15 protein-coding genes are annotated in these 24,858 nt (G+C 69.1%); 9 read left to right on the top strand and 6 right to left on the bottom strand.

The window, feature by feature from the left end; translation table 11 throughout:
- Positions 1-433: 433 nt before the first annotated feature.
- Positions 434-1,522: an acyltransferase gene (locus tag ABD714_RS20270; protein WP_344814259.1), complete on the top strand. Its 1,089-nt coding sequence runs from the start codon at positions 434-436 to the stop codon at positions 1,520-1,522.
- Between the two features lie 46 nt (positions 1,523-1,568).
- Here ABD714_RS20270 and ABD714_RS20265 read toward each other — a convergent pair whose 3' ends face one another.
- On the bottom strand, positions 1,569-2,009 hold the full coding sequence (locus tag ABD714_RS20265) for an Lrp/AsnC family transcriptional regulator (protein WP_344814258.1): 441 nt from the start codon (positions 2,007-2,009) through the stop codon (positions 1,569-1,571).
- 26 nt (positions 2,010-2,035) lie between these two features.
- Here ABD714_RS20265 and ABD714_RS20260 point away from each other — a divergent pair, with 26 nt between their 5' ends.
- A complete protein-coding gene (locus ABD714_RS20260; protein WP_344814257.1) occupies positions 2,036-2,998 on the top strand; it encodes a 5'-3' exonuclease in 963 nt (320 codons plus the stop codon).
- Positions 2,999-3,002: 4 nt separating this feature from the next.
- Positions 3,003-5,093 carry a bifunctional chorismate-binding protein/class IV aminotransferase gene (locus ABD714_RS20255; protein WP_344814256.1) on the top strand — a complete coding sequence of 697 codons (2,091 nt, stop codon included), beginning with the start codon at positions 3,003-3,005 and terminating at the stop codon, positions 5,091-5,093.
- Positions 5,094-5,123: 30 nt separating this feature from the next.
- On the opposite strand, the gene ABD714_RS20250 is transcribed toward ABD714_RS20255, so the two are convergent.
- Both ABD714_RS20250 and ABD714_RS20245 read right to left on the bottom strand, forming a co-directional pair.
- Positions 5,124-8,675, bottom strand: a complete 3,552-nt coding sequence (locus ABD714_RS20250; protein WP_344814255.1) for a CDP-glycerol glycerophosphotransferase family protein — start codon at positions 8,673-8,675, stop codon at positions 5,124-5,126.
- A gap of 133 nt (positions 8,676-8,808) precedes the next feature.
- Entirely contained in the window at positions 8,809-9,636 is an 828-nt protein-coding gene (locus ABD714_RS20245; protein WP_344814254.1) for a class I SAM-dependent methyltransferase, read from the bottom strand.
- Positions 9,637-9,836: 200 nt separating this feature from the next.
- Between ABD714_RS20245 and wecB the strand changes: the two genes are divergently transcribed.
- A complete protein-coding gene (gene wecB / locus ABD714_RS20240; protein ID WP_344814253.1) occupies positions 9,837-10,907 on the top strand; it encodes a non-hydrolyzing UDP-N-acetylglucosamine 2-epimerase in 1,071 nt (356 codons plus the stop codon).
- 96 nt (positions 10,908-11,003) lie between these two features.
- On the opposite strand, the gene ABD714_RS20235 is transcribed toward wecB, so the two are convergent.
- A complete protein-coding gene (locus tag ABD714_RS20235) occupies positions 11,004-13,586 on the bottom strand; it encodes a glycosyltransferase family 4 protein (protein ID WP_344814252.1) in 2,583 nt (860 codons plus the stop codon).
- A 152-nt stretch (positions 13,587-13,738) separates the two neighbouring features.
- Here ABD714_RS20235 and ABD714_RS20230 point away from each other — a divergent pair, with 152 nt between their 5' ends.
- Genes ABD714_RS20230 through ABD714_RS20210 form a run of 5 tightly spaced genes read left to right on the top strand, consistent with a single transcriptional unit; the run spans position 13,739 to position 20,442 of the window.
- Positions 13,739-15,355 (top strand): glycosyltransferase, encoded by a 1,617-nt coding sequence (locus ABD714_RS20230; RefSeq protein WP_344814251.1) that lies wholly within the window; start codon positions 13,739-13,741, stop codon positions 15,353-15,355.
- A complete protein-coding gene (locus ABD714_RS20225) occupies positions 15,355-16,476 on the top strand; it encodes a DegT/DnrJ/EryC1/StrS family aminotransferase (protein WP_344814250.1) in 1,122 nt (373 codons plus the stop codon). Before ABD714_RS20230 ends, ABD714_RS20225 begins: the two co-directional genes overlap by 1 nt.
- 23 nt (positions 16,477-16,499) lie before the next feature.
- A complete protein-coding gene (locus ABD714_RS20220) occupies positions 16,500-17,468 on the top strand; it encodes a Gfo/Idh/MocA family protein (protein ID WP_344814320.1) in 969 nt (322 codons plus the stop codon).
- A 7-nt stretch (positions 17,469-17,475) separates the two neighbouring features.
- Positions 17,476-19,152 (top strand): glycosyltransferase family 2 protein, encoded by a 1,677-nt coding sequence (locus tag ABD714_RS20215; RefSeq protein ID WP_344814249.1) that lies wholly within the window; start codon positions 17,476-17,478, stop codon positions 19,150-19,152.
- A gap of 6 nt (positions 19,153-19,158) precedes the next feature.
- The gene (locus tag ABD714_RS20210) at positions 19,159-20,442 is read left to right on the top strand and encodes a nucleotide sugar dehydrogenase (protein ID WP_344814248.1); all 1,284 of its coding nucleotides are present in this window, start codon (positions 19,159-19,161) and stop codon (positions 20,440-20,442) included.
- Between the two features lie 40 nt (positions 20,443-20,482).
- Here the strand turns inward: ABD714_RS20210 and ABD714_RS20205 are convergent, their stop codons facing one another.
- Together ABD714_RS20205 and ABD714_RS20200 are read right to left on the bottom strand one after the other, a co-directional pair.
- Entirely contained in the window at positions 20,483-21,082 is a 600-nt protein-coding gene (locus tag ABD714_RS20205; RefSeq protein ID WP_344814247.1) for an acyltransferase, read from the bottom strand.
- A 38-nt stretch (positions 21,083-21,120) separates the two neighbouring features.
- Positions 21,121-24,774 (bottom strand): CDP-glycerol glycerophosphotransferase family protein, encoded by a 3,654-nt coding sequence (locus ABD714_RS20200; protein WP_344814246.1) that lies wholly within the window; start codon positions 24,772-24,774, stop codon positions 21,121-21,123.
- Positions 24,775-24,858: the final 84 nt, after the last annotated feature.

Below are 24,858 nucleotides of genomic sequence, written 5' to 3'. Positions count from 1 at the left end.
CACCCGGCAGACGGCTCGCCGGCTCGCCTGCTCACCTCGCACCTGACAACGCTATCGGGGACAACGGGATCCCGGGGCGCTCGCGCTGGTGTGGGGGTCAGCGAAGGGTGAGCCTAGGTTGATCACGTTCATGTACGGGCCGCGGTCCCGAGCTCAAAGGCGGCAGCGAGGACGAGACGGTCCAGGGACGGCGGCGCCACCGATGCAGTGGAAGCCGCCCGAGACCGGCCAGAGTTGGCATCGAATCACTCAGGTGTGGCGATCCGGCGGGAATGCAGGCTGCCGCCCGTCGTCGAACCGGGAATGACGCCGTCGTGGGCCCGGAGCAAGCCTGGGCTGGTCAGTCCCTCGATCGAGCCGACTTCAGGCGCCGCGATCAATCAGAGCGTTTCGCCTGCCCGCCAAACCGCCGACAGGCATTAGGCTGCGCTCGGTGTCCGAGTCGCCCCCACCCTCGTCGGTCCAGCCTCCCAAGAGCTATCGCTGGGACCTCGATGTGTTGCGGATCATGGCGATCCTCGGCGTCGTCGCCGTCCACGTCTTCGGGCTCATCCTCGGCGAGAAGGGACTTCAGGGCACAGCCACCTGGTACTTCGGCGTCATCCTCGATATCGGCAGCATCTGGTGCGTACCGATCTTCGTCATGATCAGCGGGGCCTTGCTGCTCGGCCCGCGCACCCATGCTGCTGGACCGGGACCCTTCTTGCGTCGCCGGGTGCTGAGGTTGCTGCCGGCCCTCGTCGTCTGGCACCTGGTCTACCTGTTCGGGGTGCGCTGGCTGCTCCTGGGAGGTCGTCTCGAGCCCGCAGCGGTATTCGTGAACTTCGTCGACGCCAGGGTCTACACCGCCCTGTACTTCCTGTGGCTGATCCTCGGCCTCTACTGCGTGGCTCCGGTGCTCGCTGCGTTCCTCGCCGGCGGAGGCGCCACGCGCGCACGAGTCACAGCCCTTGCTGCGTGCGCCTGGACGGCGACCGTCATCGCTGTTCCGGGAGTGACTGCCCTGCTCGGGACTCCCCGGCCGCGGTCCGACGGAGCCTTGACCATGTGGGTCTCGTACGTCGGTCTGTTCGTGGCCGGCTACGCGTGGCGTGAGGCCTCGAGCCGGTCACATCGCTGGATCTGGACCGGGACGCTGGCGATCCTCCTGCTAGCCGCGCAGATCTGGCAGTACACCGCTCGCCCGGATCCTCGGCTCCTTCAGGCTCTGTCGCCGGTCAGCTATCTGGGTGCGCTCGTGATGATCTGCTCGATCTGCCTCTTCGTGTGCGTGGTGGACCTGTGTGCTCGCCGCAGCCCCTCCAGCCAGGTCCAGTTCGCCCTGCGGGCACTCGGCGAGGCGACATTCGGGGTGTTTCTTGTGCATCTGCTGGTCATCGCCGTCATCCGGGTGACGTTCCCTGATTTCTATGCCGATCCGGCCCCCGTGGCCAAGACCCTCATGTACGTTGCCGTCGTCGTGGTCTCGTTCCTGATCAGCTTGGTCGCGCGGCGCACTCCCGTCCTGCGGCGTATCTTCTAGACCTCGCCACCAGGTCACTAGCCCGAAACGCCGTACGTGCTGATGCTCAGATGATCTCGGGGCGGTTCTCGTACGCGGTGGACAGCACCGTGGTGGTGTGCGTCGAGCACTTCGCCTCGCCGCGGATCCGGGCCAGCAGCGACTCCAGGGCCGCCATCGTCGACACCTGCACCTTGAGCAGGTAGCTCGGCTCCCCCGCCACCGAGTAGCAGGAGATGATCTCCTCGATGTGCTGCAGCCGGTCGGGCGCGTCGTCGGCCTGACTCGGGTCGAACGGCTTGATGGCCACGAACGCGGTGACCAGCTGACCGAGCTGCGCCGGGTCCAGCACGGCGCGGTAGCCCTTGATCACGCCGCGCTGCTCCAACCGTCGTACGCGCTGCTGCGCCGCGGAGGTGGACAGGCCGGTCTCCTTGCCGATGTCGGTGTAGGACATCCGGCCGTCGCGCGCGAGAAGCGAGAGAATGCGGCGGTCCAAGGGCTCCATGGCACGTATCGTGCCAGGATCTCCTCGTGGCATCGCAAAGATTGTTGCTTCTTGATACGGCGTCGTTGTACTTCCGGGCCTTCTTCGGGGTGCCCGACAGCTTCCGGGCTCCCGACGGCACACCGGTCAACGCGGTCCGTGGGCTGCTGGACTTCATCGCCCGACTGGTCGAGACCTACCAGCCGACCCACCTGGTCTGCTGCTGGGACAACGACTGGCGACCGGAGTGGCGGGTCGAGCTGATCCCCAGCTACAAGGCGCACCGGGTGGCCGGGGCCGGCGACACCGTCGTCGACGAGATGGCGTCCTCGGCCTCGACGGCGGGAGAGCAAGCGCCCGACGACCTCGCCGTGCAGGTGCCGGTGATCGTCGACGTGCTGCGGGCCCTGGGGCTGGCCGTGGTCGGCGCGGACGGCTACGAGGCCGACGACGTGATCGGCACCCTCGCCGCCACGGCGACGATGCCGGTCGACGTGGTCACCGGCGACCGTGACCTGTTCCAGGTGGTCGACGACGACCGCGAGGTCCGGGTGCTCTACATCGCCCGCGGTGTGGGCAAGCACGAACGGGTCGATGACGCCTGGGTGCGGGCGAAGTACCAGATCCCGGCGGCGCACTACGTGGACTTCGCCGTGCTGCGCGGGGACGCCTCGGACGGTCTGCCCGGCGTGGCCGGGATCGGGGAGAAGACGGCCGCGTCGTTGATCAACTCCTACGGCGGTCTCGACGACATCCTGGCCGCGGCCAGCGAGTCGTCGACCGCGATCAGCCCGAGCGTGCGGTCCAAGCTCGGTCAGGCCATCGACTACCTGGCCGTGGCGCCGACGGTGGTGCGGGTGGCCACCGACATCGACCTCGGGGTTCAGGTCGACGAGCTGCGGCTGCCCACCGCCCCTGTCGACGCCGACGGCTTCGCCGCGCTGACCGAGCGGTACGGCCTGGGCGGCAGCGCGGACCGGGTCGTGGCGAGTCTTGCCGGACTGGCCTGAGTCCTTGCCGGACTGGCCTGAGCTCGACCGGCTGCGGACGGCGCGCGGGCAGCCGTACGCGATCGAGCTGACCCCGGCGAGCGATCCGGGGGCAGACCGGCCTCGTCTCGATCCGGCGACGTTGATCTCCGCCTACGGCACCGGGAGTCGGCCGATCGTGCTCTGGGGATCCTGGCTCGGTGACGAGGTGATCATCGCCGTCGATCCCCTGGTCGAACGGGATGGGCTGAGCGCCGCCGACTGCTGGGACCCGCTGCGCACCTGGCCCCACCTGAGCCGCCCGCTCACCGTCAGCGTCGGCGGCGGCTGGTTCGTCGCGCTGGGCTACGACCCCGGGACGTCGTGGCTGGCCTTCGCCGACGCCGTGCTGCGGGGTCGTCCGGACGGGACCTGGGTGTTCGAGAGCCTCGGTCTGACCGGACGCGAGGACGCCACTGCCGCCGCTCTCGTGCGCGCCCGGGCGGCCCTGGAGCAGGCGGCCCTGGAGCAGGCGGGCCAGGGTCTGAGGCCGGTCCCGAGCGAACCCGCGATCGGTCCCCTCGCCCCGGTCGGCGGCTCACCTGTCGCCGCCGCCGACGAGCAGCTGGCCGGGGTGGAACGGGTGATCGGACGGATCCGGGCGGGCGAGGTCTACCAGCTCAACCTGTGCACCCGGCTGACCGGCGAGCTGCTGGTGGAGCCGCTGGAGCTGTTCGTCCGGACCGTCAGCGCGACCCGGCCGGCGTACGGTGCTTCTCTGCCCACAGGCGCCGGGACGAGCTTGATCAGTCTCAGTCCGGAGCGGTTCGTGACCCTGCAGCATGGCCGGGTCACGACCTCGCCGATCAAGGGAACGACCAAGCGCAGCGAGGATCCCGACGGTTCGCGGCTGCGGCGTTCGGCCAAGGACGCGGCCGAGAACGTCATGATCACCGACCTGATGCGCAACGACCTGTCGCGGGTGTGCACGCCGGGCAGCGTGGCCGTGACCGGTCTGCTGGAGGTTCGGCCGCACCCGGGGGTGTGGCACCTGGTCTCCACCGTGACCGGCGAGCTGGCCCCCGGGGTGGCGGCGGCGGACCTGCTGGCGGCCACCTTCCCGCCCGGTTCGGTGACCGGGGCACCGAAGTCGAGCGCCGTGCGGGCCATCGCCGTGGAGGAGCGGCAGCCGCGCGGGGCCTACACCGGAGCCGCCGGGCTGTTGACACCCGACGGCCGGGCCGAGCTCAGTGTGCTGATCCGCACCTTCGAGGCCTCCGAAGGAGCGGTCGAACTCGGTGTCGGTGGCGGGATCACGGTGGACAGCGTGCCGGTCCGGGAGTGGTGGGAGTGCCTGCACAAGGCCGAGCCGCTGGCCCGGGCCGCCGGGTCGGCACTGGTGGCCGGGCTGCACGACCGGCCCGCCCCGGTGCCGCCGGAGCTGCTGGCCGGCGGTGTCTTCGAGAGCATCCTGGCCCAGCACGGGCGTCCGCTGCGGCTGGCCGACCACCTGGCCCGGCTGTCCCGTTCGGTGCGGGAGCTGTACGACGTCGACCTGCCCGACGATCTGCCGGCCCGGGTGACCGCGGCCGCCCAGGAGCGGGCCGGCGAGGCGCGGTCGGCGGTGCGGGTGGTGGTCCGGCCAGCCGGCCTCGATGGCGTAGAGGTCGCCGTGAGCGCCCGACTGCTGGGGCCCCGGCTGGCCAGCTGCACCCTCGCCCTGGCCGCCCGCAGCGTGGTCGCGTGGCGGCACAAGTGGGCCGACCGCACCGAGCTGTCCGCCGCCGAGGAGCAGACCGAACCCGCGCTGCCTTACTTCCTGGACGCGTCCGGCCGGTTGGCCGAGACCAGCCGCGGGAACCTGGCCGTCCTGGGCGCCGACGACGTCTGGCGGACACCTCCCGCTGGCGAGGACCTGCTGCCCGGCGTGACCCGGCGAGCTCTGCTGGACGTCGTGGCAGACCATGGCGTGCCGATCGAGATCACGCCGCTGACGCCGGCGGACCTGGTTGCGGCGCGGTCGGTGGTCTGGACGAGCAGCCTGAGCGGGGTGGTCGCGGTCACCGAGCTGGACGGTCGTCAGCTGGACGTCGGGCCGCAGGCCGGGGTCTGGGCGGGCTGGCTGGGGTTCGACTGACGCGCCTCTGACGCCGCCCGCGGAACGACGTCAGAGGCCGGTCGAGATGCCGTCACGACGGTCGACCACGGCGCGAGCCGCGTCGAGGAAGCCGTCTGCGTACGGCTCCGGGAAGTCACCCAGGTAGTAGACCTTCGTCTCCTGACGTACGTCGGCCAGAGGGTCAACGCCCAGCAGCTTGTCGCAGACGTCGGCGAGGTTGCTCAGGTCCTCTTGGAGGACGTAGGCGGCCCGCGCCGCGGGGGCTTCGGCCAGCAGCTGGTCGGGAGTCCGGCCGACCGAGACGATCGCGAACGGCTTGTCCGAGCGCAGGTAGTCGGAGACGACTGCGGACACGTCGGAGATCATCGCGTCCGAGACGTTGAAGCAGTCCTCCACCGTCATCTCCTGCTCCGCTGCCGCGCCCCACACGTGGTCGCGCCCCGTCGCTGCCCGGTCGGCGGCGAGGATCCGGCCGATCTCCTCGATCATGGCCACGCACTCCCGGTAGCGGTAGTTGAAGGGGTGCGCCCGGAACACCACCCGGGCGCCGCGCGTCAGCAGCGCCTCGACGATCTGGCGTCCCAAAGGCAGTGAGAAAACCCGGCTGTCCGAGAACGGTCCCTGCCACGTCGGGGCGTACAGGACGGTCGGTGGCTGCGCTGCCTCGACCGGCCTACGGGCCGGCGTGATGACCTCGACCTGCGGCCGGCCCACCACCCGGAACTTCTCCATCGGGATGGTCACGCCGTGACGGGCGTAGCGGTCGACGCCAGCCTGACCGGCGGCGAACAGCAGGTCGTAGATCGCGTGCACGGGGTTGTAGCAGGCGGGCTTTTCCGAGTCGCCGTGGTTGAGCCAGACGTGGGTCAGCTCGCGCCGCTCGACCAGGTGGCTGTTCCTGGCTGCGTTGTTGACGTAGAAGGCCGTGCTCAGGGACGGCACCACGATCTCCTCCACACTCCGCAGCGTGGGTCGGAAGATGATCGGCACCTGCACACCTGCAGCAGCGGTGATCTGGGCGATCTCGCGCAGCATGGGAACGGTGCGGGTCACGAAGATGTAGGGCCGACCGATGCGCTGGAAGTACGGCAGCCACATGTCGACCTGGTAAGCGGCCCCCACCGTGGAGGAGAAGTAGACGACGAACTCCGGAGCGTACGCCCGCAGAGCGGCGGGGAGCCGCTCGTCGGCGCTGACCACGAGACCCGCTCGGGTGAGACCACGGGTCAGGGCCTCGACGGCGATCACGAAGGCGGCGAGGGCGAGCAACCCGGTGATCAGCGCCGGGAGTCCGAGGGTGATGAAGACCAGGCCGAGGGCGAGCGCGCCGGTGCCGCTGACCATGACCCACCCCCGGGGGAGCTTCTCCGTCACCTCGGCCTCCACCTGGGGGAAGTCGCGGACCTCCAGCCCCAGCCGACCCCAGCAACGGGCGATGAAGCTCTCCGCCACCAACGCTGCGGTCAGCATGACGACGGCGACGACGACGACGAGACCCGACTCCTCTCGGTGGGCGACGACGAGCAGCAGCCCGAGGAGCACGGCCCGGGTGACCCCGGCCCGTCCCAGCAGGCGCTCCCACCGGGCTCGGTCGCCCAGGTCCTTGCGTGATGCTGCGAAGCCGATGACCAGACCGGCCAGCCCGAGGAGACCCACCAGGAGGACCGGTGCTCCGACCAGGGCACAGAGCAGAGCGATCAGAGCGAACCCGGTGCCAGCCAGGTTGAGCACGATCGACTCGAGGGCGCGTCGGTAGCCGGCCAGCCGTGTCGCCAGCCCCGCCCGCACCTCAGCGGTGGGGGCGTCCTCGGCGTCCGGCTCGCCAGTTCCCGAGATCTCGGACTCCGAGGCGTCGCGCACCTCCTCGTCGTCGGCCGGACCGGAGCCGCCGGCGTGCTGCGTGGCGACCTCGCGCACCGCGTTCACGAACGCGTCGGCGTACGTCTCGGCCGGGAAGTCACCGAGGTAGTCCGAGCGGGTGGCCAGACGCTCCGGAGCGACGGGATCCGCCCCGAGCATCTGGTCCAGCGTCGGTTCGAGGTCGGCGAGGTCGCCCCGGACGACGTACGAGGCGCGGGAGACGGGGTACTCGCCGCGGAACGCTTCCGGTTCCGACGGCACGGCGATCATCGCGAAGGGCTTGCCGGAGAACAGGTAGTCCGACACCACACTGGAGACGTCGGTGACCATCGCGTCGGAGATGTTCATGCAGTCCAGCACGCCGAGCTCGGATTCGGCTGCCGGCCCCCAGCGGTGCGGGCGACCGCTGCGGGCGGCGTCGGCGGCGAGCAGCGACTGGATCCTCACTATGGTCGCCGCGTCGGTCGGGTCCTCGTAGCTGAACGGATGGGCCCGGAAGATCACCGACGCACCCCGGGCCAGCAGAGCCGACACGATCGTCTCCCCCACCGGCAGGGAGTAGAGCATCGTCTCCTCGACGTGGCCCTTCCAGGTGGGTGCGTAGAGCACCACCGGCTGCTCGGCCTCGCTGATGGCGCGGGTCGCCGGCGTGACGTCCTCGGCCTGCGGGCGCCCGACCACGCGGAACTTCTCCGGCGGGATCCGCACCCCGTGGGCGGCGTAGCGGCGCGTGGCTGCGGGACCGGCGGCGAACACCTGGTCGTACATGGCGTGCGTCGGGTTGTACGACGGTGGCTTGTCGGAGTCACCATGGCCCAGGTACACGTGAGTCAGCTGGTGGTACCGGACGAAGGCGCCGTTGCCGGAGGAGGCGTTGACGTAGAACGCGGCCCGCAGCGACGGTACGACCATGGGGTCGAGGTCGGAGATCCGCCGGGACTCGATCACCGGTACGTCGGTCAGACCGGCGAGGGCCTCGGCCGGCACCCGGTCACGGGTGATGATCACGAACCGCCGTCCTGCCCGCTGCAGGTACGGCAGCCACATGGTGATCTGGTAAGACGCGTCGTCTGGTCTGGAGGTGTAGACCACGAACTCCGGCGCGTACGCGGCCACGGCGGAGGGCACGCTGTCCCGCAGCCGGCGCGATTCCAGGATCTTGCGTCGACCGTCGAGAGCCAGCACTGCCGCCGGGACCAGCGCCACGACGCAGAGCACCGTCCACCACCACGGCGAGACGCCCAGCAGGGCGAGGAGCCAGCCGGCGCCCGCCGCTGCCAGGTTGGCGCCGATGGTCGGCGTGACCAGGTCTCGTTGCGGGCGATCGGCCGGGACCCCGGGTAGATGGGCGACGAAGCGGACCCGATGGCTGGCGGCCCGCCGCAGCACCGGCTCGCTGGCCAGCACGGCCACCAGCAAGGCAGCACCGATCCCGGCCGCGAGGCCTGCGGAAGTGGGCGCACGGGGCGGGGTCAGGGCGATCGCGACTCCGACCACCAGCAGGGTCCGGGGAACGAGGACGAGTCCCAGCTGCCAGCCCGGCGGGACCGCCTCACGGCCGCGCCAGACCTCCCGGACGATGATCGCCACCAGGGTGATCACGAGCAAGACCAGTCCCGGGATTCGAGCACCGAGCAGCAGCGTCCCCAAGCCCGTCGCTCCAGCGGCGATGGCAGTGAGGTCCACCGCCAGCTCACTGACGATCAACCGGTACGCCTGGGTCTGCTCGGGGTCAGCCATGGATCAGTCGGGTCCTCGCGGTGGGAACGTGTTCGGAAGCCCTTCGGGCGGCCCGAGTCTAGAGGTCTTCCTCTCTCCTCCGACGGACATCTAGGGTCAGGTCCTCACGTGATGCAGCATCGATCCTGCGTACCTAGGTGACCGCCTCAGTCTTCCGGAACAGCAGGAGCTTCGACGTCGGCATGTCTTTGGTTCGCATCAGCAGCGCATCGCCGATGTACATCGCCGGGCCGACGAATCGGGCGAGGCCCGGACGCTGCCGCGTTGCCGACACGATCTGCCACCACCTGCCGTAGACCGCTCGGCGGCGGGGCGACCCGCCCTCGATCGGATTCGCAGCCAGGACTGTCGTAGCCTCGAGGGCAATCAGTTCGAACCCCGCCTTCCGGAGCGGCGTGACGTACGTGCGTACAACCCGCGCCCTGGAGCTACGAGTCGGATCGAATGGTGATTGCGTCTTCTTGACAGTCAGTGCCGGCTCCATGAGAAGGAGATGACCGCCGGGCTTGGTGGCGGCGGCAACATTAGCGAGCGCTTGTTCGAAGGCATCATCGCGTGTCACATGCAGCAGAACACTGAGGACCGTCACCAGGTCGTAGGCCGCACCGCCCGAGTCGGCGAGGATTCCCGCTTCGGCGCTGACGTCCGCAACCCAGAAGCGAGATCCTGGGCGTGCTGCACGGAGACGGGTGATCGCGGACGGAACGAGATCGCACCCGTCCACGGTCCAACCGAGTCCGGTCCAGAAGTCAACCCAGTAGCCAGTTCCGACTCCGACCTCCAAGAGTCGGCCACCGGCGCCACCGATGAGGCCATGACGTCTGACGAAGTGGCGGAGGTTCCTCCGAAGCGATCGGTAGATCCACTTGTTGATGTTCGGTGGCAGCGCAGAGTGGCCGACCGTACTGAGGTCGGCACGCTCGTGCAAATCGCGCCAGTAGTCCTTGTATGAGTAGTCCATGCAGCACCCCCGGTGAACGGTGCAACGCACGATAGACCTGAGGACGCACCTCGGGCCCGGATTGGGTCTACCGACACGCTCGGCTGATCGGATCTGGCGCGGCGAGGGATTGATACCGTGCCGGGCACCCGAAACTAGGACCGGTGTCGGGTCACCCGGGCCCGGGTACCGCCCGGTCGACAAGATCTTGGAGTGTGAGTATGAAGGTTCTCAGTGTGGTCGGGGCTCGACCACAGTTCGTGAAGTTGGCTCCCATCGCTGCCGCACTGGCCGGCACGTCGCATGAGCACGTCATCGTTCACACCGGTCAGCATTACGACCCTGATCTGTCCGACGTGTTCTTCAGTGGTCTGGACATTCCAGCAGCCGAGGTGCATCTCGGAATCGGATCAGGCAGTCACGGCAGCCAGACCGGTGCCATGCTGACTGCGCTCGATCCCATTCTGGAAGCCCAGCAGCCGAACTGGGTGCTGGTTTACGGTGACACGAACTCGACCCTGGCAGCCACGCTCTCGGCGGTGAAGCAACATCTTCCGGTGGCGCATCTCGAGGCCGGGCTGCGCTCGTTCAATCGGCGGATGCCCGAAGAACACAATCGTGTCGTCACCGACCACGCCGCCGACCTGCTTCTCGCGCCTTCCGACATCGCTGTGGGTCACCTCGAGCGCGAGGGCCTGGTGGCTCGAACGCGCCTCGTCGGTGACGTCATGGTCGACGTGTGTTTCCGTGTCCGCGATCAGGTGCTCGAGGCCGACGAGGTCCCGGCCAGCGATCAGCCGTACCTGCTTGCCACGATGCACCGACCGGACAACACCGACGACCCACGTCGGCTCGAGGATCTGGTCTCTGCCCTCGCCGAGCTGCCGTTGTCGGTTCGGTTGCTTGCACACCCTCGCCTGCTTGCGCGAGCGGCCGCGGCAGGGGTCGTGCTCGAGCGCGGTTCGATCACCATCGAGCGACCTCTTCCGTACCGGGAACTGGTTGCTGCCGTGCTCGGGAGCTCCGGGGTGGTGACCGACTCCGGTGGACTCCAGAAAGAGGCTTTCCTGCTGCGCCGCCCGTGCACGACCCTGCGGACGGAGACCGAGTGGTCTGAGACCGTACGGGAGGGCTGGAACTCCTTGGTACCGGACCCGCACCTGCTCGGACATCAGGAATGGTTGGACACGCCGACGCGATCGTGTCCGGAGACGGCTGCCGCCCCCTATGGGACAGGACGAGCTGCCGAGGCCGTGGTCCGGGAACTTGAGAGCCATGTAGCCCTCACGTAGTGACCTCGCCTCACGGCATTTGAGGGCTTCTCCTCGGATGCTGACGATATTGAATCGTGTCCCCACTCGTCCGCATGTCGACCCGGCCGGCGGCCATCACTCCTGAAGGAACGGCAGCAGGATCTCTGCACTCCGACGGCCGTCGTGCACTCGGCGGGCGAAGTCGCGCGCTTGCCTTCCGATCTCCGCGGTTCCTGGCCGGTCATCGAGCAGTCGTTCGATCGTGGCCCTGACCCCTGTGGGATCCGTGTTCACGAGCGGAGGCGGGCCGTCGAAGGCAGCAATCACGGTATCCGTCAGATGAGCCACCACCGGCCTGCCTGCCGCCATCGCCTCACAGGCCAGCGTGCCGTAGGAGCCGATGGCGACCTGGTCGACCACTATGTCGGCGGACTTCACCTCGTCCCGCATCTCAGCCCACGGCACACCCTCGATCACCCGGAGCTCGATGAGACCGCGAGAGTCCATTTCCTCCAGATCAGCCAAGAAGAGATCAGTGCCCTTAGTCCATCGCTTGGAAGGTGCGTGCAGCACGACTGGGCGCGATCGTGCCAGGACCGGCTGATCGCTGTTCCAGGCGTCGACATCCACCACGAGTGGGATCCAGGTCGCTCGGGGGACGTCGGCCAACAGGTCTGGAGTCGTCACGAAGACGGGGAGTTCGACCTCATCGATGATCTTGGCGTTGTCGTGTGCCTGCTTTCTCAGCGACTGGAGCACATCCGCCGGCGCCTGCCGGAAGTGCGAGTACGGCATCCGCTCAAGGTGCCGGTCCGGGTCCCGGATCTCGGAGCCGTGGCACAGCAGGCCTGTCTTGATTCCCGCCTTGGCCAACGCGGGCAGGTCACCTGAGATGCTAGAACCGTTGAGCTGCCCGAAGACCGGGGTGAACGCGTCGCAGAGATAGTGGGTGTACCGCGGGAGCACCCGTCTCACCAGATCGAGTTGCACGTTGAGCGTGCGGAGCGCCTTGCTCGAAACGTACACATCCGAGGGGTACCCGAAGCCGTGACCGCTACTCCGGGTGAGCACCTCGGCCGAGACATTCAGGTCCGCTGTCGTGACGGCCTGCGCCAAGGCCGCCAGTTGGCCCGCGCTGTTGGCCATACCCAGCCCGAGCTTGATCCTGGTGTTGCCCAGCGGACGCCAGGGGAGATCGTCGCCAATAGAGGGGTCTCGGCCGACGGAGGCCGTCGGTCGCCGCGGCGGACGCACGGTCTCCGAGACGTCCCAGCCCAGCTCTGGGCGGGGGGTCGGCTCCAAGCCACTGAGACTCCGATAGAGCGCCAGCAACCCGACCGTCTGATGCTCCCAGGACAGATCGTCCAGGATATCGTTGGTGATGTTGGCTTTGGCGGCCACTCGGTCGCTCAGCACGGAACGTACCGCGTCTACGAAGGACCCCGGATCTCCCGCCTCGAACACGTCGCCGATCTTGTGCTGTCGCACGTAGGCGCTGAGCGTCTTGACGTCGCTGACCACCACGGGGAGCCCAGCGTGCAGGTACTCAGCCAACTTGGTTGGCAGCGACAGCTCGTAGTTGATCGTCTTCTTGGAACAGATGATGCCGAGATCCGCCGAAGCGAGATAGTCAGCCACGTCCTGCGGCGCGACATAGGGCACCGGGTGCACACGATCGGCAACCCCCACCCTGTTCGCCTGACGTAGGAGCTTCGCCAGGAGCGCGTTGTTCTGATCAGCCACGATGGCGAGGTGCACCTCAGGCATCAGGGGCAGTGCATCGATCGCGGTGTCTAGACCACGTTCCGCGTGGATGTAGCCCGAGTAGACCATGAGCGGTGTCTCATCGGTGAGTTCGGCGGCCGCACGCACCGATACTCCGGTTCCTCGGCCGACAGCTTCGCGTACGGGCGTGTTGCGCACTACCAACGGCGTTGCCGGTAGCCCGTGGTCGTCGCGGATGATCTCGGCGATCTCGGGCGACACCGTCACCACTGCGTCCGCCCGCCGGATGAACTCGCGCTCGAGCTGCGGATACGCACTCATGGTCCGCGCCGTCGGCCAGTCGACCCCGGCGACATACTCGTGCGCGTCATAGATCCACTTGACCGGGTGGCCCCGACGCCGCAGGCGCGCGGCGGCGATGGCCCCCGTGTTCAGCATGGTGATGTCGTTCACGTGGATGACGTCCGGACGAAACCGTTCGATGACAGGCCCGAACGCCAGGTCGAGGTCCACCAGGTTCGGTTGGTCGTGGCGCCAGTCGCCGACCGGCTGCGTCGGGTCTGGCAGCCGCTCGAGATCCCAGGTAGCCGCTTTGCTGCGGGCCCGATGAGACATCCGATCGAGGTACGACACCCCCCGCAAGCCCAGGCGCGCGGCCGAGGCCAATGGACCTCCAACTTCGCCGAGCCGGCTGACCCGCTCCGAACGCATCCGACCGCGCGATTCGTAGGTCGCCTGCCAGGCCTCTGCTCCGCGAGGGAAGGCTGCTCCCGGTTGCAAGATCCCCGTGCCGCTCTTGCGGCGTTGATTCTCTGCCCGGATCATGTCGTTTCCGACGGGCACACGAACCACCTTCACCTCGCCGATGCGCGATCGCTGGAGCTTCGCGGTCAGCGAGCGGCCGATCAATAGCACTTCCCAGCCGTCGTGGGCGGCGGACAGGGCGATCTTTTGGACCCGTGAGTCGCCGGTGATGCCGTTCGCGACGATCACCGCGAGACGCGGAGGGCGGGAGGACAAGGGTGACTCCTAGCGAAGTGAGCGACAGCGGTGCTGTCGTTCAGCGGTCTACGGCCTGCACGATAGTAATGTGACGGTCGTTGTCGGCCCCGGCAACATCGCCGCTTTGCTCAGGAGATTTCAGCGTGACGTTCACCCCGTCGGCTTGTGGGCTGTCCGGGGAGTCTGACGGTGGCGTCCGACCCGAAGGCGACGGCAGCACCGACGACATGGCTCCTCGCGGTCGGGTCGTAATGCTGGTCGACAACAATGTGGTTGCCGACTCGCGGGTGCAGAAGCAAGCTCGATCCGCTGCTGCTCACGGCTGGGACGTCATCCTGCTCGGCCAGCAACGCGCCGGGACGAAGCGTCGCTGGCGCATCGGCGACGCCCAGGTGCGACTGCTCGAGGTCGACAAAGTGCTGTCGCGACGGCACGACGCCCGGCGGAGTGGCCGGTTCCGGTCGCCGCTGGCCTACTCCCGCCCTGCCCAGGCCGCCTTTCGCGAGCAGCTGATGAAGGCGAAGGCGGTCGACGTTCGTACCGCCCGCGCTGCCCTGGTTGCGGATCCGCCGTCGGGCGTCGCTCGGCCGTGGGCCGCGGGTCGGCTGTGGACGCTGCGCGTCCTGCTGGCCGGACAGCGTCGTTGGACCCGGTTGCGGGTGCGGCGGACGACCGAGCTGCTCGCGCGACGGAAGTCGATGACTACTCTCCTGGACCGCTTCACCACCGGCGTCTGGGGCGCGGTGCTGGGCTCTCGTTCGTGGCGCGTGCTGGATCCCGGGCTCTGGGAGTGGGAGCTGGCCTACGGTCCGGTGATCGACAAGCTCCGGCCCGACCTCATCCACGCCAACGACTTCCGGATGCTGTCAGTGGGTGCTCGGGCCAAGCTGCGGGCCCGCGCGCAAGGTCGCGAGGTCCGGCTCGTGTGGGACGCGCACGAGTTCCTGCCCGGCATCCGTCCCTGGAACACCCACCCCCGGTGGCACCGCGCGCAGGTGGCGTTGGAGCAGGAGTTCGTGTCCTCGGCGGATGCGGTGGTGACCGTGTCCGGGGACCTGGCCGACCTGCTGGTGGCCGAGCACGGGTTGACCACCCAGCCCACGGTGGTACCGAACACGCCGCAGCTCGCCGTGACGCCCGTTGACCTGACCCACGCCGACGAGCCGAGCGTCCGGCGGTCATGCAGACTGACGTCCGAACAGCCGCTGCTGGTCTACAGCGGCGCCGTGAACCCTGCCCGCGGGCTGATGACTGCGGTCGAAGCACTCCGGCGGCTGCCCGACGTGCATCTCGCGCTGGTGATATCGCAGGCCAAGCACACCGATCCTCACGTTCTCGAGCTCCGGGCCCTCGCCGCCACGCTCGGCGTCGACGACCGCCTCCATCTGCTGCCGTACGTCGAGGTCGATCAGATCGTTGCGTTCCTGTCCAGCGCCGACGTGGGCCTGATCCCGATCCAGCACTACCCGAACCACGAGATCTCGTTGATCACCAAGTTCTACGAGTACTCTCACGCCCGGCTGCCGATCGTGGTCAGCGACGTGAAGGCGATGTCGGCGATGGTGCGACAGACCGGGCAAGGTGAGGTGTTCGTCGCTGATGATGTGGCATCGTTCGCCACTGCCGTGTCTGCCGTGCTCGCGGACCCCGCTCGCTACCGGCAGGCGTACGGGGCACCTGGTCTCCTGGACGGCTGGACCTGGGACGCGGCGGCGGATCGACTCGATGCTGTCTACGCACGTCTGATGGAGGAGAAGTGATGACAACTCAGGATCTCGCGCGCATCCCGGCGGCCAAGCCGGAGATCTCCGAGGCCGACATCGAGGCGGCCGTGCGCGTGCTGCGCAGCGGCATGGTAGTGCAGGGCCCCGAGGTGAAGGCCTTCGAGGAGGAGTTCGCCCCGGTGACCGGAGCCGCGCACTGCGTCGCGGTCAACTCCGGCACTTCGGCGCTCCATCTCTCTCTGCTGGCGCTCGGGCTCGGCCCCGGTGACGAGGTGATAGTACCGTCCTTCACCTTCGCCGCCACCGCCAACGCCGTCCGACTGGTCGGTGCGGAGCCCGTCTTCGCCGACATCCGGCGCGACTCGTTCAACCTCGACCCCGCGGCGGTCGAGGCGCTGGTGGGACCGCGCACGGCCGCGATCATGCCCGTCCACCTCTACGGGTTGCCCGCCGATCTGGTCACCCTGACCGCGATCGCCGACCGGCACGGGCTGGCCATTGTCGAGGATGCCGCGCAGGCCCACGGAGCGGCGATCGGCGATCGCCCCGTCGGTTCCTGGGGCAAGGCGGGCTGCTTCAGCTTCTACCCCACCAAGAACATGCACTCGCTCGAGGGTGGCATGGTGAGCACCGACGACGCCGAGCTCGCCCGGCAGCTCCGGCTGCTCCGGAACCAGGGGATGGAGCAGCGGTACGCCAACGAGGTCGTGGGCACGAACACCCGACTCACCGACGTGGCAGCCGCCATCGGACGGTCCCAGCTGCAGCGCCTGCACGGGTGGACCGAGCAGCGCCGGGCCAACGCGGCCGCCCTCGACGCCGGCCTGGCCGAGATCGACGGGGTCGTGGTGCCCCTGGTGGGCGAGGGGTTGCGACACGTCTACCACCAGTACACGATCCGGGTGCCCCACGACCGCGATGCCGTCTCGGCGAAGCTGACCGAGCTGGGCATCGGCAACGCCGTCTACTACCCGACCCCGGTGCACCGGCTGAGTCCGTTCCTTGCCGACGGGGCGCCGGACCCGCGCTGGGATCTTCCGGAGACCGAGCGGGCGGCGGCGGAGGCTCTGTCACTGCCGGTGCACCCCGCCCTGGGCGAGAGCGACATCGACCGCATCGTCGGGTCCGTGGCTGCTGCCGTCGGGAGCCGGGCGTGAGCGGCGCTCACCTGCGAGCCGGGATGATCGGCCTGGGCTCGATGGGGCGGAACCACGCCCGCGTGCTGGGTCAGCTCGCCGGTGTCGATCTGGTCGGCATCGCCGACCCGATGATCGAGGGCAGCGCCCACAGCTCGGCCCCGGTGGTCCGGACGGTCGAGGAGCTGATCGCTCTGGGCATCGACTACGCGGTGGTCGCCTGCCCGACCGGACTGCACGAGGAGGTCGGCCTACAGCTGGCCGCCGCCGGGGTGTCCGCGCTGATCGAGAAGCCGCTGGCCCACTCCGACGAGGCTGCTAGACGACTCGCGGAGGCGTTCGAGGCGGAGGGACTGGTGGCCGGTGTCGGTCACATCGAGCGCTACAACCCAGCCCTGCGCAGCCTGAAGTCACGGTTGGCCAACGGTGACCTTGGTGAGGTCTACCAGGTGGTGACCCGGCGCCAGGGCCCGTTCCCCGCCCGGATCGCCGACGTCGGCGTCGTCAAGGACCTGGCCACCCACGACATCGACCTCACCGCCTGGGTGACCAAGCAGGACTACGTCTCGGTCGCGGCGCAGACGTCACGACGGAGCGGACGCGCGCACGAGGACCTGGTCGCCGTGGTGGCCGAGCTCTCCGACGGCAGCGTGGCCAACCACCTCGTGAACTGGCTGAGCCCGCTCAAGGAGCGCCAGACGGTGGTCACCGGGGCGCGGGGCGCGTTCGTCGCCGACACCCTCACCGCCGACCTCTCGTTCTACGCCAACGGCGCCGTCAGCAGCGAGTGGGAGGCTGTCCGCAACTTCCGTGGCGTGTCCGAGGGCGATGTCACCCGGTTCGCGATCCCCCGCCGCGAACCGCTGATGGTCGAGCACGAGCACTTTCGCGACGCGCTGCTGGGCACCAGCGACGACATCGTCACGCTTCGTGAAGGACTGCGGACGGTCGAGATCTCGACGGCGATCCTGGCTTCCGCGGATCAGGGCGTGACCATCTCGACGAGTCGCTGATGTCGGTGTGAGCGAGCCCGACCCGGACCGGACGGCTCCCGACGTGACGGTGGTCATCCCGGTCTACAACGCGATGCCTTACCTCCGGCGGTGTCTGGACTCGGTCCTGGGCCAGACCATCGGGCTCGACCGCCTCCAGGTTGTCGCCGTCGACGACGGATCCTCTGACGGGGGCGGCGACCTGCTCGACGACGTCGCCGCCGCCTGCCCGGACGTCTTCACCGTCCTGCACCAGCCCAACTCAGGTGGGCCTGCGCTGCCCTGCAACCGTGGCCTCGAGCTGGCCACCGGACGCTGGGTCTACTTCCTCGGAGCAGACGACTACCTGTCCCCCACGTCCCTGGCTCGTCTGGTGGACCGGGGTGACGCCTGGGGGTCCGACGTCATCTTCGGCACGATGCGTGGGGAGAGCGGCCGGTTCGTGGATCAGCGGATGTACCGTCGCACTCGCCGAGACATCACTTTTCTCGATTCTCCGCTGCCCTACGCGCTGTCGAACACGAAGCTCTTCCGCCGCTCGTTGCTGGACGAGCACCAGATCAGGTACGCCCTCGATCTGCGAGTCGGCAGCGACCAGCCCTTCACAGTCGAGGCGTTGATCCACGCTCGACGGGTCTCGGTGCTCAATGATCAGGTGTACTACCACGCCGTCAAGCGCGACGACGCCAGCAACATCACCTACACCATGGACTGGCGTACGCGACTGGCCGACATCGCTGACGTGATGGCCCACATCGCCGACGTGGTCGAGCCGGGTCCGCTCCGCGATGCCGTCTACACCCGTCACTTCACCTGGGAGATCAGCAAGCTGCTGACCCGCGATCTACCCACCCTCGCTGGGACCGAGCAATACGATCTACTGACCAGCGTGACTGCCTTGTTCGAGCTCTACGACACCCCCGGTCTGGACGCACGTCTCGGACCTCGGACTCGGCTCCGGCTCCGGCTGGCGCAGACGGGGCAACTGGAGTTGCTTCTCAAGGTGGTCGGCTACCAGAGAATGCATCGCAAACCACCGTTGGCGGTGCGGGATGGCGTCGTCCACCTGTGGTCACCGGGTCTCGGGTCCTGGTCGGTCGACCCGCGATGGTACGTGTTCAGTCCTGGCAAGCCGCACCTTTACCTGGCTGCCTCCCTGGAGCTGACCGCAGCCCAGGTCATCGCCGACGAGCTGGAGCTGGTGGGTCGGATCGGGCTGACCACCGATCGGGCTGACGGTCTGCGGCTTGCATTGATGCCGCTCGCCGACGACCGGGACGGGCCCCCAGGAACGCGCATTCTCACCGACGAGCCCGACCCGCCGGCCGAGGTCGCCGCGACGCTGACCGCGGGCGACGACGGCACCGCCTCGGAGTTCGCCGTCCGGCTGCCGCTCGTGCCGACTCTCCGTACCACTCGCATCGACGAGGGAGAGCAGCGGTACTCCGTGCGTCTCAGGGTCCCAGTGACGACTGGCTGCTACGACCTCCCCGTCCCGGCAGGAGACCGCGGTCAGCAGCGGATCGTGAGATCCGCCCTACACGTCTGGCAGACGACTCTGCGGTCCGACCGGACCGGCGCGCTCGTCCTGTCCATCGAGCGGCTGCCGGTCGCGCGGGCAGTCCGCGCCTGGACGAGACGTCTACGCCGGGAGCCGGACGCGGTCGCCGCGCGAAGCACCACCATCCACCGCCTTGAGGAGTGAGCACTGATGCAGATCTGCGTCGTAGCACTGGGAAAGATCGGACTTCCGCTGGCGGTCCAGTTCGCTCGCAAGGGTCACCAGGTGATCGGTTGTGACGTGGACATGCGGACCGTCGAGCTGGTCAATGCCGGGGTCGCGCCGTTCCCGAACGAGGCGGGGCTCGAGGAAGCACTCGCCGAGGTGGTCGGAGCCGGACTGCTGGCGGCGACGACCGACACCACCACGGCTGTGGCTTCCGCCGAGGCGGTGGTCGTAGTCGTCCCGCTGTTTGTAGACGCGCACGCGGTCCCCGACTTCGGCTGGATGGATGCGGCAACCAGGTCGATCGGCGCCGGTCTCACACCGGGGACCTTGGTCAGCTACGAGACGACGCTCCCAGTGGGAACGACCCGGACCCGGTGGGCACCGATGCTCGAAGAGGCCTCCGGTCTCAAAGCCGGCAGCGACTTTCACCTGGCCTTCAGCCCGGAGCGGGTGCTCACCGGACGGGTGTTTGCGGACCTGCGCAAGTACCCCAAGCTCGTCGGCGGCATCGACGAGCCCTCGGGGGTTCACGCCGAGGAGTTCTACGAGGCGGTGCTGGACTTCGACGAGCGCGACGACCTGCCCCGGCCGAACGGCGTGTGGAACCTCGGCTCCTCCGAGGCGGCGGAGATGGCCAAGCTGGCCGAGACCACCTACCGCGACGTCAACATCGGCCTGGCCAACCAGTTCGCCCGGTTCGCCGACACCATCGGCGTCGACGTCCTCAAGGTCATCGAGGCCTGCAACTCCCAGCCGTACAGCCACATCCACCGGCCAGGTATCGCCGTCGGGGGGCACTGCATCCCGATCTACCCCCAGATCTATCTCTGGAACGACCCGGACGCGACGGTGGTCCAGGCCGCGCGGGCCGCCAACGGGGCGATGCCCGTTTACGCTGTCGACCTGCTCGCCGCTGCCCACGGTGACCTCACCGGAGCGCGGGTCCTCGTGCTGGGCGCCGCCTACCGGGGCGGCGTGAAGGAGACGGCCTTCTCCGGGGTGTTCCCGACCGTGACGGAGCTGCTGGCGCGCGGCGCCTCGGTGGCCGTGACCGACCCGCTCTACACCGCCTCCGAGCTGGAGGCTCTGGGCCTGCCCGGCTGGGACGGCGGACCGGTGGACGCGGCCGTGATCCAGGCGGACCACGCGGAGTACCGCACCCTGAAGCCGGCGGACGTGCCAGGGGTGCGGACCCTCGTCGACGGTCGTCGGGTGACCGACCCGGCCGCCTGGACCGACGTGCGACGGGTGGTCATCGGCGGCTGACCCGGCGGCGGCCCGAGGCATCTCCGCAGGGCAGCCGGCGTCAGTCGGACGTCACCAACTCGAGCCCGCTGCCCTCACCGGTCAGGTAGCGCTCGCCGGTCTGCGGGCAGGTCCACTCGTCGCCGGACTCCGTGAGTCGTACGCCGGCCCGTCCCACCCAGCCGATCTGGCGAGCCGGGACACCCACGACGAGGGCGTGGTCCGGCACGTCCTTGGTCACCACGGCGCCGGCAGCCACCATGGCCCATCGGCCGATGCGGACCGGAGCCACGCACACCGAGCGAGCGCCCAGGGACGCTCCTGTCTCCACCGTCACGCCGACGGCTTCCCAGTCGTGCCCGGACTTCCGCCGCCCCGACGGATCCACGCTGCGCGGGTTGAGGTCGTTGGTCAGCACCACCGCCGGTCCGACGAAGACGCCGTCACCCAGGACCGCAGGCTCGTACACGAGCGCGTAGTTCTGCAGCTTGACGTTGTCGCCGATCTGCACGCCGGTGCCGACGTAGGCACCGCGGCCGATGATGCAGCCCTCCCCCAGGACGGCGTCCTCGCGCACCTGGGCGAGCTCCCAAACTGTGGTGCCCTCCCCGAGGGTCGCACTGTCGGCCACTTGGGCGGTGGGCTTGATGACTGCTGACACTGCTTGTCTCACTCTCGGTCGGGCTTGGTTGCTCGGGATCAGTCGCTGGTCGAGACCGTATCGGCGAAGAACGCGTCCGCGACGCGGGCGGCCGCGAACCCGTCGTTCAAGGCATTGAACCGCGCGTTGGCCTCGGTCCGCTGCGCGACGAACGCGGCCGAGACCCGCTCGAGGTCGCGCAACGCGTCGATCACCTCGGCGGTGGTCCCCAGCAGGGGTCCGGGGGCGGTGGGGCCGAAGTCGAACAACGCCGTCCGCTGAGCGAGGTAGGACTCCAGGTCTGGCACGAAGAAGAGCACAGGCTTGCCGGTGAGCAGCCAGTCGAAGCGCAGGGACGAGTAGTCCAGGACGGCCACGTCGGCCGCCAGGATGAGGTCGTTGATCTCGGGGTAGCGGGTGACGTCGAGGATCTCGGCGCGGCCAGCCGGCCCGGCGCCGCTGGTGTGCCGGGTACGGGTGTGACCGCGGAGCAGGATGGTGTGATCGGCTCCGAGCGCGTCGGCCAGGCGATCGACCTCCAGCTCGTCGAACAGCTTGGCCTTGCGAGCGGTGATGGCGTCGGACTCGCGCCACGTCGGTGCGTAGAGCACGACCCGTCGTCCCGCGGGGACCCCGAGGCGGGTCAGCACCTGGTCACGGACTCCGGGATCGGGTCGCACCAGCGCGTCATCGCGGGGGTAGCCCGTCACCAGGATCTCGCCCTCGTAGCGGTAGCACTCGCGGTACAGGTCCACGCAGAAGGGCGCCGGCACCACGATCGAGGTCCAGGCCCGGTTCCGCCGGTCGCACTCCTCGGAGATCGCGCGCTCGCTGAAGCCCTTGCTGCGCCAGAAAGGGATGCCCATCGACTTGAAGGGGTAGCCGTGGAACGTCTGCAGGTAGCGCTGGTGCGGTCGGCGGCGGAGGAAGCGGTCGAACTCGATGTTGCTGCACAGGTACCGCGAGGACCCTAGGGCTTCGTACCACTCGCGGCTACCGACGATGACGCCCCGTGCCCCGTCCGGTAGCTCGACCGACCAGTCGGCGATCCCCCAGACCACCTCCACCGCTGCGTCCCGCCGGCGCAGCTCTGTGTGGAGCGCCAGCTGGCTGTCGGTCACGGACTCGCCTCGGTAGCACTGGAAGAAAGCCTGTTCGACCAGCTCGTGCTCGGTGCCGGCGTACCGCCGCTGCAGCCGGTGCTGATCCACTCGGGCTCGTTCGCCCTCGGCGAGCGGTGCGCGCACGCTGAGGTGGATCCTGGTGGAGCGGGGGGCTCGGTGGACGGTCAGACCGTGCCACGCGCCGAGCTGCTCGATCGGCAGCCGATTCAGCAGCTCGATCCCGGCCGTGACCGCCAACGCCCGACCGCCCCGCTGCACCGTCAGGTCGTACCGGCCGCTGGGGAGCGGACGGACGGACCCCCGCGGCCAAGCGGGAGCGCTCAGGGCGAACTCGATCAGCCAGCGACCGTCCTGCCCTTCGACGCTGCTCGCCGCGATCGTCGTGACCGACGTGACCAACGCGGCGGTCTGCAGGTCAGCCGCGGTCAGCTGTTCGGTCGTCACCGTCAGCCGGAGATGCTCGCCCGTCAGCTCGATGCCCTGGAGCTGGCAGCGTGGCCGGGGAGCCAGCACCTGGACGTTGCCCCGTGGGGACCGCTGCCAGCCGGGATCACGGTCACCGGCGCGCACGAGCGGCGGAGTCGTGTCGTCCTGGGGCCAGCCGACCCGATGAGCTCGGCCGCGCTCGGTGATCAGCCGCAGGCTACGGGTGCCAGGTCCGGTGGGTGGCGTGGCGAAGCTGAAGGCGAAGGTGCCATCGGCACCCTCGATCACGGGCGCCCAGTCGCTGCCGCGAGCGTCCGCCAGCGCCACGCCAGCCGGCGCCTTCGTCAGCGGACTCAAAAGTCGGATCACACCGGACAGAGCGCCGTCCGGCGTCGACGCCAGGGTGACCGCCCGCGCCACGTCGGATCGGACCTGGAGGGTGAAGCCCTCGTCATCGTCGAACGAGGGGAAGATGCGCCAGGGATCGAACGGATCGGTGACCGGCGAGGACGGCATCCTGTCCGCGGTGCCGAACCGGGTCAGGGTTCGCGCCACACCCTCGCGCTCCACGTCGCGCACCCGCACCCTGACCCGGAGCTGCCACCGGCGCGCAGCCGAGCGAGGCCCAGCGGGCTCCGTCGGGTGGATCGCGGTCGCCGGGACGTGGACGCGGAAACCGGCCCGGTCGTAGGACTGCCAGGGATGGTCGGCCCAGAGGGTCGCATCGGGAGCGGCCCGCGGTGCGACATCGAGCCGGATGATGTCCTCGCTGTCCCCCACCGGGACCAGCACGATCTCAACGTCCGGACAGGCATCCTCCTGATCGACACCGCGGACGAGAGCGAAGCCGTCGATCGTCAACGTGCCGGCCCGGTCCCAGCTGACGCCGTCGATCACCACAGCCAACCGGGTCTGATCCTGGCTCAGCTCGTAGAGCTCTGACGCGAACCCGGAGCCGAACGGCAGGTCGGCGTACACGCGACCGTCGACGACTGAGGTCGGCGGGATAGGCCCGTCCAGGCGGACGGTCTCGAGCAGCCGGTCGGCCTCGTCCCAGCGACCGGCCGCGGCGAGCGCCACCAGGAGCTTGCGGTCGACCGGTGTGCTGGCCAACGCGGATGCATCGGCCCGGGCGAGGAGGTCCGTGGCCTCCCCACTGACGATCGATCGATAGGTGTCGCCCGCCGCCAGAGCGTGACGGACGAGAACCGGCAGCTCGACTCCCAGCACCCGGGCGGTCCAGGCGGAGGCGGCGCGTGCGGTGCCCTGCGCCTCGACGAGCTGACGAGCCTCGTGCAGGACGGTCGCGCGTGCCGTCAGCTCACCGAGCTCTTCCGGGCTGGTGCCAACGTGCCCGGCGCGCTCACTCACCCGCCAGATGCAGGTGACCGGCGTGATGAGGTCGAAGGTGCTGGCCCGCAGCGAGGCCGCCAGGGCCGGGACGTGGTCGTCGTAGGCGACGCCCTCGCCGTACGGGGCCATCCGCTCGTTCCAGAAAGGTCTCGGCACCCTGTCGTCGAAGACGACCAACGGCACCGGACCCACCGCGTCACGCCAGAAGTCGCGACGGAAGACCCGGTTGCCCAGGAACAGATCCTGCAGGGCCACGGGTGTCGCCTCGACCGTTGTGGCCAGCCGTGGCTCCCGGTGCGCTGAGCTGCTCCAGGCCGGGGTGGAGCGGCGGCCGTTCCGGTCTCGACGGACGGCACCGGCCGCGAAGTCCGACCCGGTGAGCGTCAGCACATCCACCAGGAGCTGGTAACCGTCGGCCGGGACGGTGTCGGCCGCGTCCAGGAAGGCGAGGTACGGAGCGGTTGCGCCCGCAGCCCCGGCGTTCCGTGCGGCTCCCACGGTCACCGACGGTGCCGTGAGCACCACCACCCGCGGATCTCGAGCCGCGAAGACACCCACTTCAGGGCTGCTTGCGCCGAGCGCGTCCGCCACCAAGATGATCTCGAGACGTCGCAACTTCTGCCGCTTCAGGCTGTCCATGCACTCGGCGAGGTGCTGAGCTGCGGCGGAGCCGACGCCGACGACGACCACACTGAGCAGAGGGCTGTCGTTCGGCGGCTCCGGCGCCGAGACCCCCGACGGACCGAGCTGTCGGTTGCGGCTGATCCGAGAGACCAGCGCAGAGGTGAGCCGACGTACCCTCTCCCGCACCGTCGGTCCTCCGCCCTCAAGCCACTTCCGTGTCGCCCCCGACGAGGCCCGCCTCAGTGTATCGACGCCTATGCACAGCCGGAG

It is taken from the genome of Microlunatus aurantiacus (genome assembly GCF_039536605.1).
GTDB classification, from domain to species: Bacteria; Actinomycetota; Actinomycetes; order Propionibacteriales; family Propionibacteriaceae; genus Microlunatus; species Microlunatus aurantiacus.
The sequence above is the reverse complement of the archived record's forward strand: the minus strand, read 5'-3'. Positions and strand labels throughout refer to the sequence as shown.

Excerpts from the sequence above, each read along its gene's own strand:
- ABD714_RS20265 (WP_344814258.1), bottom strand. The coding sequence starts at position 2,009 with ATGGAGCCCTTGGACCGCCGCATTCTCTCGCTTCTCGCGCGCGACGGC.
- ABD714_RS20210 (WP_344814248.1), top strand. The coding sequence starts at position 19,159 with ATGCAGATCTGCGTCGTAGCACTGGGAAAGATCGGACTTCCGCTGGCG.
- ABD714_RS20225 (WP_344814250.1), top strand. The coding sequence starts at position 15,355 with ATGACAACTCAGGATCTCGCGCGCATCCCGGCGGCCAAGCCGGAGATC.
- wecB (WP_344814253.1), top strand. The coding sequence starts at position 9,837 with ATGAAGGTTCTCAGTGTGGTCGGGGCTCGACCACAGTTCGTGAAGTTG.
- ABD714_RS20220 (WP_344814320.1), top strand. The coding sequence starts at position 16,500 with ATGATCGGCCTGGGCTCGATGGGGCGGAACCACGCCCGCGTGCTGGGT.
- ABD714_RS20250 (WP_344814255.1), bottom strand. The coding sequence starts at position 8,675 with ATGGCTGACCCCGAGCAGACCCAGGCGTACCGGTTGATCGTCAGTGAG.
- ABD714_RS20245 (WP_344814254.1), bottom strand. The coding sequence starts at position 9,636 with ATGGACTACTCATACAAGGACTACTGGCGCGATTTGCACGAGCGTGCC.